The organism is Marinobacter alkalisoli, assembly GCF_045449795.1.
Taxonomy (GTDB): Bacteria; Pseudomonadota; Gammaproteobacteria; order Pseudomonadales; family Oleiphilaceae; genus Marinobacter.
In genome coordinates, this window is record NZ_JBJJLB010000016.1 from 342,212 (window position 1) to 354,608 (window position 12,397).

Here is a 12,397-nt window from a genome sequence, read left to right on the forward strand (position 1 = left end):
ACGGCGCGGGATCATAGCAAAATTGCAGGATTCCGTCCCGGTACCGATGACAATAGTCAACTATCGGCGTCAATAGGGGAAATTCATCATCATCGTAATGCCCGACTATTTTACTTGGTCTTTCATGTTCAGGCGAACTCCCTTAAAATGAAGTGAAACTTTCAAACGGGTTGAAAACATGGCATTGGTTACTGTGACTGATCCCGCACGGGATTACCTGGCACAACTTATCGAAAAGCAGGACGTGGAAGGCATGGGCGTACGAATCTTCGTGACCCAGCCCGGCACCAAGAATGCTGAGACCTGTCTGGCCTATTGCCCGCCCAACGAGGTTGTTCCAACCGACGAACAGGTGGACCTGGGCAAGTTCACCCTGTTTCTGGATCACAACTCCGTACCGTTTCTCGAAGAAGCGTACGTAGACTATTCCAAGGACCAGATGGGCGGCCAGCTTACCATCAAGGCGCCCAACGCCAAGGTTCCGAACGTTGACGACGATGCGCCCCTGCCGGACCGCGTGAACTACGTATTGGCGTCCGAGATCAATCCCAACCTGGCCTCCCACGGTGGCGATGTCTCCCTGGTGGAAATTGTCGACGAATCTGTTGCGGTTCTGCGCTTCGGTGGCGGTTGCCAGGGCTGCAGCGCGGTGAGCCTGACCCTGAAGCAGGGCGTTGAAACCACTCTGAAAGAGCGTGTTCCCGAGATTACCGCCGTCCGGGACGTGACGGATCACACCGTTACCGAGAACGCGTACTACCAGTAATCCCCGTACCGAGTTCGCCGGGTTCCGGATGATTGATTCCGGGCCCTGGCAACCCTCCTGGCTGCTGCCGCATTACCCTCGCTTGTTTGGCTACACGGCCAATGCCGTTGCATTTCAATTACTTCATCATCTGTCACACAATCAAAAACCATGGGCGGGTAACATGCCTGCCTGATAAATAAGGGCGCAATCGCGGGCACAGCAAGTCTGCGACACTTTTATAACCGGGGTTAGATTTGTTCGACGTTGCACTTCTTTCTGTGCCACTCATGGCGGCTGCCGTTGGTTGGTTTACCAACTGGCTGGCTATTCAGATGTCCTTCTATCCGGTGCGGTTTATCGGCATCGGCGTGATCGGCTGGCAGGGCGTTATCCCGCGTAAAGCGGAGAAGATGGCGCACATATGTATTGATCGTACCCTGCAACAGTTCGGGGACCTCAACGCAGTCTACCGCAAACTGGAACCCCATCGGATCGTCGAGCAGGTGGTAGCCCAGGTGAATCCACGACTGGACGAATACATCGATGAAGTGATGTATGAAATCCAGCCGGTATTGTGGGATAACCTGCCGCTGTTTCTGCGCAACCGGATCTACGAGTGGGCGAGGGAGCAGTTGCCCTCGCGAATCGAATCCCTGGTCGAGGATTTCGGGGATGACCTCAACGATCTGGTGGACCTCAAAACCCTCCTCAGCCGTGAGCTTGAACACCACCCGGATCTGATGAACCGTATTTTCCAGCAGGCCGGTTCGGTCGAGCTTCGCTCCGTTATCAATCGCGGGGCGATCATCGGCGCCTTGCTGGGCGCGATTCTCGCGCCATTGTGGGCGAGATACCCGGAACCCTGGTTGTTGCCGGTGGGCGGGTTTGCCGTTGGCTTCCTGACCAACTGGCTGGCGATCAACCTGATCTTCAGTCCCCTTAAGCCCAGGCGCATCCTGTTCTGGAAGGTCCAGGGCCTGTTCCTGCGCCGGCAGCCAGAAATCAGCGATGTGTGGGCCCGCCTGGTGGCGGAAGAGCTGATTACGGTCGAGAAAGTCGCAGACGCGATGATCAACGGCAATCACGGCGACCGTACGCGAGCGATTATCCAGAAGCATCTCCGCCCCTTATTGGACAATTCCGTATTGATGAAGCTCACTGCTCAGGTCACTGTAGGTATGACCGGTTACACAGAGCTGAAAAAGGCCATGAACCAGAAGGCCGTGCTCGCGACCCGGGATGTCTTCGGTGACCCTGCTTTCAATCGTGAACGGGCGCCAGTCGTTGCGGAGGTACTGGCCGGGCAGATGAAGTCGCTGAGGCCATCGGAATTTCAGGACATCCTTCGCCCGGCGTTCCGGGAGGAAGAGATTCAACTGATGGTGGTTGGTGGGTTGTTCGGCGCCGTAGCGGGCATTCTCCAGTTTATCGCCCTCAACCATCTGCTTTAGATTATTGAACACCTATTCCAAGGAGAGTCACGCATGGAATTCGGATTAATGTTACTGACCCAGGTTATCGTTACTGCCCTGGTTGTGCTGGGCGTGCTTGCCGGCTTCTGGTTCAGGGTTGTGCGCCCGTATCTGGACCGCAAGGTGCAAGAGCTTATTGAAGCGTCGAAAGAGATAGAGCCCGGTGTCACGCGAGGCGTGAAAGCAGGCGTGGCGGAAACGATACGGGAACTGCCTGAAAGCACGGTCAAGGAATCCACCCGCCAGTTTCTCAAGTTCGGATCCGGGCTGTTTGAGAACGGATTGAGCAGCTTCCTGGGGAGCGCGGCGGATCTGGAGCGTAAATCCCACGAAAATGGCCTGGGCCCGCGGGAGTAATCTACAGACAGTTGGTTGGTCTGGGCAGCCCCGCGATGCGGCAGGCTGTTTTGGCCGGCGTGCCCGGGAACAGTTGCATCAGGTAGATGCTGTTTCCCTTTTCCTCGCCCAATGCTTCCTTGACCGCCTTGACGAACAGGCGATTCGAGGGGGGTGACATTTCATGTTCTTTATAAAAACCCCTCAGGAACATAATGATTTCCCAATGATTTTCTGAGAGATCAATTGCGTCCTCTGACGCAATTTCCCGGGCCACCTCTTCGGTCCAGGCAAATGCGTCCTCCAGAAACCCCTCGTTATTGCGAATGACCGTTGCCATGATTTACCAGCTGATAACCCGTTGTGCCTGAGTGGTCAGGGAGACCATATCATCGAAAGTGATGTGTCCTGAAGCATCCTGTGCGGTTTCAATCGCCCTGGCGCGTAGATCTTCCTGCAGCGCATACACCGTATCCGGCAGGGTGACGGTTGAATCGGCCAGGGCCGTGACGGCATTGCCGGTCAGCAGGAGTGCGTCCTGAACGCCCATCATTCCAAGGCACTCACGAAACCGTGTGTGTCCGGGCGGCTTGCTGACGATATGAAGTGTGTGCATAACAGTTCTGTCTCCCGGGCGTCGGTGTTTCAACCTGAAAATACGACGTGTTGGTACTGTTCCAGCGTCTCGGCTGTATTCTCAATCAGATTGACGCCATCGATCAGGGTGGCGTCGCTGAGGCCAAACCGTTCGCAGGCCGCTTTGTCCGCCAATATGGCCTCTACCCCGAAAATGCCGGCCGCAGCCAGGTTCCGCTCCACCGACTTCTGATGGATACCCTGGGGGTTCTGGCCCTGCTTCAGCCAGAGCACGCCTGAATCGATAAACAGCAGGGACACGGGCTGATCAAAAGCCGCCAGTGAAAAGGCCATATCCAGGCTTTCCCGTCCTCCCCAGCTGCCGTAGGGGGGCTGATCAATCACAATCAGCGTGTGCATGCTTCAGGCTCCACCGTGGAAATAGATAACGCGCGAAGATTGAACCGTGCTCTCCACCCATTCCCCGAGTCCTGCAACTTCAAAAGGCGCCGCAAGGTTGTTGGCCGGCAGTTGGTAGCGCCGCTGCTCCGCTTCATCAACCAGTCCCCGTCGCAGCGCCGAGGCAATGCAGGCGATACCGGGAACGCCGTGCTCGGCCAGGAATTCACTCCAGGCGCGGGTCCAGTTGGTTTCGTCCGAGGGAGGGGATGCCAGCGAAGAGGCCAGATGGACCCCGTCACCATAGAGGAAGACACGATCAATGCCGTGTCCGGCCCTGACGGCGGCACGGGCGAACCCAAGGGCGGTTTCAGGCGCCTGTGAGGCGTAGGGAGCGCCGGTAATGACCAGCGTGAACGTATGTTTGTCAGCAGGCATCTGTAACGGTTAATTCCGATGAGGTCAGGGGGGTAGTGTACCGAAAGCAAAAGCCCCGGCAAATGCCGGGGCTTTCAGGCCGAATCAATGTTCCGTCATTGATCAGTCTTCGCCGCTGAATGCCATCAGCAGGTGCAGCAGGCTGACGAAGAGGTTGTAGATAGCCACATACAGCCCCACCGTTGCGATTACGTAGTTACGCTCGCCGCCCTTGATGATCCGAGAGGTCTCGAACAGGATCATGATCGAGGCGAAGATCGTGAAGCCTGCGGATACCGCCAGGTGAAGCACGGAGCTTTGCATGAAGAAAGCCAGCAGCATGGCGCCGATCAGCACAAATGCACCAGCGGTCAGGAAGCTGGACAGGAAGCTGAAATCTTTCTTGGTGATAAGCGCGGTTGCGGACAGCCCGACAAATGCGACAGCGGTCAGCGTGAGTGCCTGTGCGACGATCTGAGAGGCGCCTCCAGCCACGAGTGCACCGATGATCGGGCCCAGGGTATAACCCATGAAGCCGGTCAGTGCGAAGGTGGTGAGGATGCCCCAGGGGCTGTTCTTCAATTTATAGGTCGCGAACAGCAGGCCGATGTAGCCCACAATCGTGATCAGGAATCCCGGGTGAGTGCCGTTCATGTTCAGGAAGGCAGTCAGGGCCGAGAACGCCAGGGTCATACCCAGCAGCATATAGGTGTTGCGCAACACCTTCATGGCATCTGCGCTGATGCCAGTGGTCGCGCGCTCTGTCTGGGGAGCGGAGTAGGCTCCCTGATTGTTGCGAACGCCGAATCGTCTGTCTTCCATTGTCATCTCCGTTGGTAAAACGTCTGGTCACTGACACCACTATAATGTCACAACCACAACTTTCAATCATTTACGACAGAAAAGCACGCACCAGATTCCATTAAATGCTGTTAATGTTGAAAAGTCCGGTCAGCTTTATGCAGGGCGTTGACAGGGCAGGCAATTCCGGTATCATGCTCACCGCTGTCGCAATGACGGCGATGGAAAAAACGGTGGGCTGGCAGAGTGGCTGAATGCAGCGGTCTTGAAAACCGCCGAAGGTTAGTAGCCTTCCCGGGGTTCGAATCCCTGGCCCACCGCCATTTTTTCCTGACTCCCTGATTATTCCCCGATTCTGCATCTTCTCAAAAGCTTTCTGATCACGGCGTTTGCCTTATCTCCAGCTCAGGTCCATCCCATCCTCGTGCCAGCGGCTTTTGCTGAAGAAACGGTGGAATACGACCCGTTCATTCTGAATATCGGTCACATCGGCAAAACAGAATTCCAGTTCCTGTCCCGGTAGTCTCTGGGCCAGCCGTCCCGCGTCCAACGCGCCGAGCGTACCGGGTTTCGGGTATCCGCCGATGGTCTGGCAGTCATTCAGCAAGACGATGGGCTTGCCATCTCCAGGGATCTGGACCGACCCCGTTGGGATGCCTTCTGAAATAATACCCGGCGGTACCCGTTCCAGCGCGGGGCCTTCCAGTCTGAATCCCATCCGGTCTGACTGGTTTCCCACACGATAAACGCTGCTTGTCAGTCTCAGCAGGTCATCCCGGTGAAACAGGGAATACTGGGCAGATGGAATCAGTCTCAGGGTCAGCCGTTCTGAATAGTTGCCCTGGAATCGCCCTGGAACCCGGCGGGGGATGAATCCGGCGTTGTGCTCTGCCGGTGCGAGGAGGTCACCGGGCCCGATCGGTTCGATCCCTTCAATCTGCTCCCTCACAACGACTGAACGCGACCCAAACCAGGTAGCGGTATCAAAGCCGCCGGAGGTCGCGAGGTAGGTGACCCTCCCGGTGCGGGCAGGGTCGATGGCGATCACATCTCCTTTGCGAAGCTGAAGGCTCTGCCAGCCTTCCCGTGGAGCGTCGTTAATACGAATGCTGGTTGCGGCACCCGCGACGGCGATGACCATGTCGGTCTCTGCCTCGGCTTCAAAACCTCCCAACAGGATTTCCACGCAGGCGCAGTTGGTCGGGTTGTCCAGTAGCTTGTTGGCCCAGTGGTAGCTATGAATATCCAGAGCGCCGCCAGCTGACAGACCGTGTTTGCGATACCCCTGCCGGCCGCTGTCCTGCACGGTTGCACGCGCGCCAGGATGGATCACCCGAAGCCCTGTCACAGCTCACCGCCCAGGTCGATGAATTGTTGCCGGGTAATGGCGCGAAAACGAACCAGGTCACCGACATTCAGCAGGGACAGGTTGGTGGGGTCAAACAGTTTGACGGGGCTTTTACCGATCAGTTGCCAGCCGCCCGGGGAGGCTTTCGGGTATACCGCGGTTTGCCGGTTGGCGATACCCACGGAGCCCTCAGGCACATGGGAACGGGGAGTGTCTTTTCGGGGTGTGGCTATGGCCGGGTCGACCTGACCCATAAACGCGAAACCCGGGGCAAACCCCATGGCGTACACGGTGTAGGTGGCGTCGGTGTGGTAATCAATAACGTCTTCAACGCTGAGATTGTTTGCCCGGGCAATCCATTCCAGATCCGGGCCGCTTTCCGGACTGTAGTACACCGGAATATCCCGGGCGGCCTGACCGGACTGGCTGCCGGACGCTTTATCAGAAGCAGTTTTTCCACCCATCTGCAGGGATCTTCTCAAGTGTGCCATGACGCGGCGGAAATCAATCCGTTCCGGGTCGTAGATCACCAGCAGGGTGGTGTAGGAGGGCACGAGGTCTACCAGCCAGTCCTGGCTGCCGTCCGCCTCGATAAGCTCGCAAAGCCGGGCAATGCGGCGTGGAAGGGTGTCATCGATGGCATCCGCCAGGGTAATGAGCACGCTGTCTTCGGAGATTGCGGAGATCTTCATTGCGCTGAATGCAGGGCGTCTCGTATGCCGCGCACAGCGGCCAAAGCGCTGTCGTTATCGCCGTGGACGCAAAGACTGTCCGCCGGCAATTCCAGCCATTGGCCATTGACGCTGTTAATTCCGCCCTTGGTGGCGAACGAAACGGCCTGGTCGATGATGCGTTGTGGCTCATGGTGTACCGCGCCTGGCTGCTTTCTGGACACCAGTTGCCCCTGGTCATCGTAGGCGCGGTCGGCAAAGGCTTCCATCAGGAGGGGGACGCCGGCCTGTCCGGCCAGCTGCTGGTGCCGGCGATAATGGACCGTGACCGGTATCATCAGAGGCAGGTCGGCTCGGAAGGTCCGGACGGCCTCCATGACCGCCTGCAGAAGAGTGGCGTCTTTCATCATGTCATTGTTCAGCGCGCCGTGGGGCTTCACGTAGCTGATGGTCACTCCCTCAGCACGGCACAGGCCCTCCAGGGCGCCAAGCTGATACAGCATCAGCGCCTGGATTTCCTCTGCGGAATGAACGATGGACCGCCGGCCAAAGCCAACAAGGTCGTGATAGGAAGGATGGGCGCCGATCTGAACGTCGTGTCGGGCGGCCAGTGCAATGGTACGGCGAATGACCGTGGGATCGCCGGCATGAAAGCCGCAAGCAACGTTTGCCATGTCGATCAGGGGCATGACCTGTTCATCCTGACCCATGGTCCATGCGCCGTAACTTTCACCAAGATCGCAGTTCAGTCTCATCGTTGTTGCACCTTCAGGAAGTCCCGCCCGGGTACACCATGTCCTGTTGCTGCTGCGCCCGGGCGTCGCGCTGCTGGAGCGTTTCCGGACTGTTATCCGGAAGTGACCAGCCCTGAAGGTTATCTTCAATCAATTGGACCAGGGCATCAATATGCCCGGGCGTTGCGTTCATAGCCGGAATGTAGCTGAAGCCCTCACCGCCGGATTCCATAAAGTATTCCCGGTTCTCTTCGTCAATTTCCTCAATGGTTTCAAGGCAGTCCGCGGAGAACCCCGGGCAGAACACGTCAATCGAGCGGACACCCTTGGCGGGCAGGGCCTTCAGGGTTTCGTCAGTGTACGGTTTCAGCCATTCCTCCTTCCCGAAACGGGACTGGAAGGTGGTCAGGTACTCGTCCGGCCCAATGCCGAGGCATTCGGCGAGTAACCTGGATGTCTTGTGGCACTCACAATGGTAGGGGTCGCCTTTCTTCAGGTACTTCAGGGGAATGCCGTGATAGGACAGAATCAGCTTGTCATTCCGCCCGTGCTGTTCCCAAAAGGCGCGGATGTGGGCTGCCATGGCTTCGATGTAGGGCGGATAATCCGGATAGTGGGATACGAAGCGGAAATCCGGCAACCAGCGGCGGCGGGTAAAGTCCTTCGCAATAGCGTCAAATGTTGAGGCGGAGGTTGAGGCCGAATATTGCGGGTAGAGCGGTAGTACCATCAGCTTGCGCACGCCCTGGTTCTGCATTTCATCCAACACAGTGGCAATTGCTGGATTGCCATAGCGCATGGCGAACCCGACCACGGCCTGATTGCCGTATTTCTTTTCCAGCGCCTGGCGAATACCTTCCGCCTGATTGGCGGTGTGTGTCAGTAGTGGCGAACCCTCTGGTCGCCAGACGCCGGCGTAGGCCTTAGCCGACTTCCGCGGCCGTATTCTCAGGATGATTCCATGCAGGATCAGCCACCAGAGCGGCCTGGGCAGTTCCACCACGCGAGGGTCGGACAGGAATTCCCCCAGATAGCGCCGAAGTGCGGAAGGCGTGGGGGCATCCGGCGTGCCGAGATTGGTGACCAGTACACCAAGTTTCTCGGGGAGCCTGTGGTTGAAATTCTCTGTTCCTTTGTACTGCATGCTGGAATGTCCTGGCTGACGGTAGTGGGGAATTGCTCTTCCGGTTTAACCCTTTTTGGCGGCTTGTTGTGCGAGCCTGGGGGCCAGGCCGCGAATGTCATAGCCAGCGCTGTATGCCTTGGTGACTATTTCCTCGGCGGCGGTGTCGCGGGCAGAGCTCAGGGCCCAAAGCACGGTGCAACGGGTTCCTGATCGGCAGAAGGCCAGTACGGGTTTGTCAGCCTGCTGGATCATCGGGGCGAACTGGTCCACATCCCGATCGGTGATATTGCCGGACTCCACCGGCATATAGACCCATTCAAGGCCGTGTTCGCGGGCTGCTGCTTCAAGTTCCGCCATCGCTGGCTGGCCCGGCTCTTCCTGGTCCGGACGGTTGGCAACAACGGTCTTGAATCCCAGTCTGGCAATCTCCGCCACATCGTCCACGGTGATCTGGGGAGCCACGGTTATCTGATCATCAATCTTTCTCAGGTCCATAATGCAAACAGGCCTTTGGATGTGAATGGAAGGTATGCCGCAATGATGACATAGCAGACAGGATCTTTCAGAGCGGCCTGGTATTATTTTACCGGATATTCTCCCTCAGGCGCTGCGCCGGCTCCGCTCAATCATCTCGAAGATCGCCATACCGGCAATCATTGCCGCCACAAATACTGCGGCTTTGGTTTCACCCGCGCCCAGCGCGACCAGCCCCGGCCCGGGGCAAAAGCCAGCAAGCCCCCAGCCGGCTCCAAACATCAGGCTGCCGACCATCAGGCGGCGGTCAATCTGCTTGTTGGCGGGGAGTTTCATATCAGCGCCCAGAAAGCTCAGGGTACGTTTACGGGCAACCGTAAAGGCGAATACTCCGACAATGATGGCGCCGCCCATGACGAAGGCCAGAGAAGGATCCCAGGCGCCGGCCAGATCCAGAAAGCCCAGCACCTTTTCAGGGTTCGCCATGCCCGAGATGAGCAGTCCAATACCGAAGACCAGCCCCGCACCAAAAGCCGACAATGAATATTTCATTGGATTATCCTCCGAATACATGTCGAACCAGATAAACGGTCACGAAGCCGGTGGCCATGAAGCACACGGTGGCGACCAGCGAGCGCGGCGACAGGCGTGAGATGCCGCAAACCCCATGACCGCTGGTACAGCCGGAGCCGAAGCGGGTGCCAATTCCCACCAGCAGTCCCGCAAAAATGATCATCGGATAGCCAGCCTCTATCCGGATCCCCGGGAGATCTCCCGCTATGATCCAGACGATTGGAGCGATAACCAGGCCGGCAATAAACGCGACGCGCCAACCAATATCGCTGCTGCGGGGAGTAAGCAAGCCGCCGAGAATTCCGCTGATACCGGCAATGCGACCATTCAGGAGAATAAAGCTGGCGGCCGCCAGACCAATCAAGAGGCCGCCGGCCAGGGCGGACCAGGGGGTGAAGCTGTTCCAGGCAATGTCGATCATAAAGGGCTCCCTGTGATTACCTTGTGCTGGCCCTGATTATAAATGGAATATGCATAGATGTAACAGGAATATGGCTGGAGGGATGCATAAAAAAAGCCCGGCGCTGATGGCCGGGCAGAGGCGTGCGAGTAGTATCCATGAAAGACTTCCAGACAAACCGGCGTCAGCAGGGACACCGGTATAGGGAAGTATTGACCATAATTTGTACACTTCAAGCAACAGTGCCAATACTTTGAAAACATTTTTTCATATTGATTGAGTGCTTATACTGCCGCCTGTCATTGTGCGGGTCACAGGGGTGCACTACCCACTGAAATTCCACCTTGCCTGTAATACAATAGAGCCACAATGCAGTTCCAAGCCCGAGGTTGTCACATGTCTGATGATGAAAACGAAAACAAAGCCCAGGATGATCCGCAACTGGCGGGCAAGATAAAGGATTCCGCACGCCAGATCTGGCTGGCCGGCCTGGGAGCCTATACCAAGGCTGAAGAGGATGCCGGCCGGTTCTTTGAGAGGCTGGTGAACGAAGGCGAGCAACTGGAGAACAAGACCCGCGGCGTCGTTGAAAAACAGATCAAGACCGTCGAGGATCGTGTTGGCGATGTCCGTGAACGGGCCACCGGCACCTGGGACAGGCTTGAGCACATGTTTGACCAGCGGGTATCCGGGGCGCTACGCCGATTGGGGATTCATCGCCGCGAAGAAATCGAGGCAATGGAGCGGCGCATTGAAGCCCTGGAATCCGAATTGAACCGGTTACGGGGTGAGATCGAAGATCACTCAGAGGAGGAGTGAACGGATCAGGGTAGACAGGTTACAGGTAGTCCTGGCTCATCAGGCAGACCTGTTCTTTCTCGTCAGGGCCGAGGTAGGGCAGTAACAGCTGCATCATCTGATAGACGCCCCGGCCCGGGTCAACCGCGTCCCGATTATCCAGGTGGGACAGGCTGTCATAACTACTCCAATAACAGGCAGTTAGCGTCAACTGTTCACACAGGGATGAACGTTGGCTGTCAGTGATATCCATCATGCCCTGATTCTGGAGGCTGCTGCATATCGTGGTAAACGCCGCGGTCTTCTTCTTCAGGATTCGCTTGAAGCGGTTTTGCAGTTGGTCGTGCCGGGACAGGACATTCACCAGATCCTGATAGAGAAAACGGTAGCGCGCCACGGTTTCGAACAGCAAGTGGAGAAAGAAGCTCTGCTGGTCGAGGCTGACTTCCACGTCCTCCGGCACTGACAGCAGATCCACCATCTCGTCTTCATAGCGATCAAACAATTCCTCGACGATGTCGCCCTTACTCTTGAAATGGTAATACAGGTTGCCGGGGCTGATCTCCAGTTCGTCGGAGATCAGCAGGGTCGTGACGTTGGGCTCACCAACGGCATTGAACAGCATCAGGCTGGCATCGAGTATACGGTCGCGGGTTTTGATTTTTTTCATGTCGCGGCCTGGTTCCGGAATTAAAGGTCGAAGCGGGCCCAGATCGGGCAGTGGTCCGATGGCCGCTCCATGGCACGGATATCGTAGGACACACCGGCTTCCCTGGCCAATGGCAGAAGGCTGTCGCTCGCCATGATCAGGTCGATGCGCAGGCCCCGCTTGGGCTCACGCTCAAACCCTTTACTGCGGTAGTCAAACCAGCTGAAGGTGTCGGCTTCTTCAGGGTGGAGATGCCGGAAAACATCCGTGTAGCCACGGCTCTCGACCTGGCCTAGCCATTCCCGCTCTTCCGGGAGGAACGAGCACTTGCCCGTGCGCAACCAGCGCTTGGCGTTATCCGCACCAATGCCAATGTCCCTGTCCGTCGGTGAAATGTTCATATCGCCCATGAGCACCACATGACCGCCTTCCGCTTTCAGGTCATCCAGGTAGCGCATAAGGTCGCTGTAGAATTTCTCCTTGGCGGGGAACTTGACCGGATGATCCCGGCTTTCGCCTTGTGGGAAGTAGCCGTTGATCACGGTGATTTTCTCGCCGTGGGCTGAAAAATGCCCGGTAATCAGGCGGCGCTGGGCGTCTTCGCCATCCCATGGGTAACCTTTGACCACCTTGTCAGGCTCCTGCCGCGATAGCAGGGCGACGCCGTAGTGGGTTTTCTGGCCATGGAAATGCACGTGATAGCCGAGTTCGCGAATCGCTTCGACAGGAAAATCCTGGTCTGTCACTTTGGTTTCCTGCAGCCCGATCACGTCCGGATTGAGCGTGTTGATCACCTCTGCCAACTGGTGCAGGCGGGTACGGATACTGTTGACATTGAAGGAAACGAAGATCATGGGTGATTACTCTCTGATTCG

Annotated in this window: 18 protein-coding genes and 1 tRNA gene; 5 read left to right on the top strand and 14 right to left on the bottom strand. The window is 57.2% G+C overall.

What is annotated here, in order from left to right:
* The first annotated feature begins 178 nt into the window (after positions 1 to 178).
* The 3 genes from nfuA (at position 179) to ACJO3M_RS06100 (ending at position 2,577) form a co-directional block, all read left to right on the top strand.
* Positions 179 to 766: a Fe-S biogenesis protein NfuA gene (gene nfuA / locus ACJO3M_RS06090; RefSeq protein WP_407000481.1), complete on the top strand. Its 588-nt coding sequence runs from the start codon at positions 179 to 181 to the stop codon at positions 764 to 766.
* 236 nt (positions 767 to 1,002) lie between these two features.
* Entirely contained in the window at positions 1,003 to 2,199 is a 1,197-nt protein-coding gene (locus ACJO3M_RS06095; protein WP_407000482.1) for a DUF445 domain-containing protein, read from the top strand.
* Between the two features lie 33 nt (positions 2,200 to 2,232).
* Entirely contained in the window at positions 2,233 to 2,577 is a 345-nt protein-coding gene (locus ACJO3M_RS06100) for a hypothetical protein (protein ID WP_407000483.1), read from the top strand.
* Between the two features lies 1 nt (position 2,578).
* Here the strand turns inward: ACJO3M_RS06100 and ACJO3M_RS06105 are convergent, their stop codons facing one another.
* The 5 genes from ACJO3M_RS06105 to ACJO3M_RS06125 all read right to left on the bottom strand — a co-directional run bounded on the left by ACJO3M_RS06105 (position 2,579) and on the right by ACJO3M_RS06125 (position 4,770).
* Positions 2,579 to 2,896 (bottom strand): TusE/DsrC/DsvC family sulfur relay protein, encoded by a 318-nt coding sequence (locus tag ACJO3M_RS06105; RefSeq protein WP_407000484.1) that lies wholly within the window; start codon positions 2,894 to 2,896, stop codon positions 2,579 to 2,581.
* A 3-nt stretch (positions 2,897 to 2,899) separates the two neighbouring features.
* Positions 2,900 to 3,172 carry a sulfurtransferase complex subunit TusB gene (gene tusB, locus ACJO3M_RS06110; protein WP_407000485.1) on the bottom strand — a complete coding sequence of 91 codons (273 nt, stop codon included), beginning with the start codon at positions 3,170 to 3,172 and terminating at the stop codon, positions 2,900 to 2,902.
* A gap of 29 nt (positions 3,173 to 3,201) precedes the next feature.
* Positions 3,202 to 3,552 (bottom strand): DsrE family protein, encoded by a 351-nt coding sequence (locus ACJO3M_RS06115; protein WP_407000486.1) that lies wholly within the window; start codon positions 3,550 to 3,552, stop codon positions 3,202 to 3,204.
* 3 nt (positions 3,553 to 3,555) lie between these two features.
* Positions 3,556 to 3,969: a sulfurtransferase complex subunit TusD gene (gene tusD, locus ACJO3M_RS06120; protein WP_406985246.1), complete on the bottom strand. Its 414-nt coding sequence runs from the start codon at positions 3,967 to 3,969 to the stop codon at positions 3,556 to 3,558.
* A 102-nt stretch (positions 3,970 to 4,071) separates the two neighbouring features.
* Entirely contained in the window at positions 4,072 to 4,770 is a 699-nt protein-coding gene (locus ACJO3M_RS06125; RefSeq protein ID WP_407000487.1) for a Bax inhibitor-1/YccA family protein, read from the bottom strand.
* A gap of 211 nt (positions 4,771 to 4,981) precedes the next feature.
* On the opposite strand from ACJO3M_RS06125, the gene ACJO3M_RS06130 reads away from it, so the two are divergent.
* Positions 4,982 to 5,072 (top strand) — tRNA-Ser (locus tag ACJO3M_RS06130).
* 71 nt (positions 5,073 to 5,143) lie between these two features.
* Here the strand turns inward: ACJO3M_RS06130 and ACJO3M_RS06135 are convergent.
* From ACJO3M_RS06135 to ACJO3M_RS06165, 7 genes are all read right to left on the bottom strand, one after another.
* Positions 5,144 to 6,082 carry a 5-oxoprolinase subunit C family protein gene (locus ACJO3M_RS06135; protein ID WP_407000488.1) on the bottom strand — a complete coding sequence of 313 codons (939 nt, stop codon included), beginning with the start codon at positions 6,080 to 6,082 and terminating at the stop codon, positions 5,144 to 5,146.
* Positions 6,083 to 6,093: 11 nt separating this feature from the next.
* A complete protein-coding gene (gene pxpB, locus ACJO3M_RS06140; protein ID WP_407000489.1) occupies positions 6,094 to 6,789 on the bottom strand; it encodes a 5-oxoprolinase subunit PxpB in 696 nt (231 codons plus the stop codon).
* Positions 6,786 to 7,523 (bottom strand): 5-oxoprolinase subunit PxpA, encoded by a 738-nt coding sequence (locus ACJO3M_RS06145; protein ID WP_407000490.1) that lies wholly within the window; start codon positions 7,521 to 7,523, stop codon positions 6,786 to 6,788. The genes pxpB and ACJO3M_RS06145 overlap by 4 nt, the downstream gene beginning before the upstream one ends.
* 13 nt (positions 7,524 to 7,536) lie before the next feature.
* A complete protein-coding gene (hemH, locus tag ACJO3M_RS06150) occupies positions 7,537 to 8,646 on the bottom strand; it encodes a ferrochelatase (protein ID WP_407000491.1) in 1,110 nt (369 codons plus the stop codon).
* A 45-nt stretch (positions 8,647 to 8,691) separates the two neighbouring features.
* Positions 8,692 to 9,123 carry a protein tyrosine phosphatase family protein gene (locus ACJO3M_RS06155; protein WP_407000492.1) on the bottom strand — a complete coding sequence of 144 codons (432 nt, stop codon included), beginning with the start codon at positions 9,121 to 9,123 and terminating at the stop codon, positions 8,692 to 8,694.
* A gap of 105 nt (positions 9,124 to 9,228) precedes the next feature.
* Positions 9,229 to 9,654 carry a DUF6691 family protein gene (locus ACJO3M_RS06160; RefSeq protein WP_407000493.1) on the bottom strand — a complete coding sequence of 142 codons (426 nt, stop codon included), beginning with the start codon at positions 9,652 to 9,654 and terminating at the stop codon, positions 9,229 to 9,231.
* Positions 9,655 to 9,658: 4 nt separating this feature from the next.
* A complete protein-coding gene (locus tag ACJO3M_RS06165) occupies positions 9,659 to 10,096 on the bottom strand; it encodes a YeeE/YedE family protein (protein ID WP_407000494.1) in 438 nt (145 codons plus the stop codon).
* Positions 10,097 to 10,471: 375 nt separating this feature from the next.
* Between ACJO3M_RS06165 and ACJO3M_RS06170 the strand changes: the two genes are divergently transcribed.
* Complete coding sequence (locus tag ACJO3M_RS06170; protein WP_407000496.1) at positions 10,472 to 10,894, top strand: phasin family protein; 423 nt, start codon at positions 10,472 to 10,474, stop codon at positions 10,892 to 10,894.
* Positions 10,895 to 10,913: 19 nt separating this feature from the next.
* On the opposite strand, the gene ACJO3M_RS06175 is transcribed toward ACJO3M_RS06170, so the two are convergent.
* Both ACJO3M_RS06175 and xthA read right to left on the bottom strand, forming a co-directional pair.
* Positions 10,914 to 11,543, bottom strand: coding sequence for a TetR/AcrR family transcriptional regulator (locus ACJO3M_RS06175; protein WP_407000497.1), 630 nt, complete (start codon positions 11,541 to 11,543; stop codon positions 10,914 to 10,916).
* Positions 11,544 to 11,563: 20 nt separating this feature from the next.
* Complete coding sequence (gene xthA / locus ACJO3M_RS06180; protein WP_407000498.1) at positions 11,564 to 12,376, bottom strand: exodeoxyribonuclease III; 813 nt, start codon at positions 12,374 to 12,376, stop codon at positions 11,564 to 11,566.
* Positions 12,377 to 12,397: the final 21 nt, after the last annotated feature.

Bases quoted from the DNA above. Each gene is read 5' to 3' on its own strand.
- nfuA (WP_407000481.1), top strand. From the start codon at position 179: ATGGCATTGGTTACTGTGACTGATCCCGCACGGGATTACCTGGCACAA.
- ACJO3M_RS06100 (WP_407000483.1), top strand. From the start codon at position 2,233: ATGGAATTCGGATTAATGTTACTGACCCAGGTTATCGTTACTGCCCTG.
- ACJO3M_RS06105 (WP_407000484.1), bottom strand. From the start codon at position 2,896: ATGGCAACGGTCATTCGCAATAACGAGGGGTTTCTGGAGGACGCATTT.
- tusB (WP_407000485.1), bottom strand. From the start codon at position 3,172: ATGCACACACTTCATATCGTCAGCAAGCCGCCCGGACACACACGGTTT.
- ACJO3M_RS06115 (WP_407000486.1), bottom strand. From the start codon at position 3,552: ATGCACACGCTGATTGTGATTGATCAGCCCCCCTACGGCAGCTGGGGA.
- tusD (WP_406985246.1), bottom strand. From the start codon at position 3,969: ATGCCTGCTGACAAACATACGTTCACGCTGGTCATTACCGGCGCTCCC.
- ACJO3M_RS06125 (WP_407000487.1), bottom strand. From the start codon at position 4,770: ATGGAAGACAGACGATTCGGCGTTCGCAACAATCAGGGAGCCTACTCC.
- pxpB (WP_407000489.1), bottom strand. From the start codon at position 6,789: ATGAAGATCTCCGCAATCTCCGAAGACAGCGTGCTCATTACCCTGGCG.
- ACJO3M_RS06145 (WP_407000490.1), bottom strand. From the start codon at position 7,523: ATGAGACTGAACTGCGATCTTGGTGAAAGTTACGGCGCATGGACCATG.
- hemH (WP_407000491.1), bottom strand. From the start codon at position 8,646: ATGCAGTACAAAGGAACAGAGAATTTCAACCACAGGCTCCCCGAGAAA.
- ACJO3M_RS06155 (WP_407000492.1), bottom strand. From the start codon at position 9,123: ATGGACCTGAGAAAGATTGATGATCAGATAACCGTGGCTCCCCAGATC.
- ACJO3M_RS06160 (WP_407000493.1), bottom strand. From the start codon at position 9,654: ATGAAATATTCATTGTCGGCTTTTGGTGCGGGGCTGGTCTTCGGTATT.
- ACJO3M_RS06165 (WP_407000494.1), bottom strand. From the start codon at position 10,096: ATGATCGACATTGCCTGGAACAGCTTCACCCCCTGGTCCGCCCTGGCC.
- ACJO3M_RS06170 (WP_407000496.1), top strand. From the start codon at position 10,472: ATGTCTGATGATGAAAACGAAAACAAAGCCCAGGATGATCCGCAACTG.
- ACJO3M_RS06175 (WP_407000497.1), bottom strand. From the start codon at position 11,543: ATGAAAAAAATCAAAACCCGCGACCGTATACTCGATGCCAGCCTGATG.
- xthA (WP_407000498.1), bottom strand. From the start codon at position 12,376: ATGATCTTCGTTTCCTTCAATGTCAACAGTATCCGTACCCGCCTGCAC.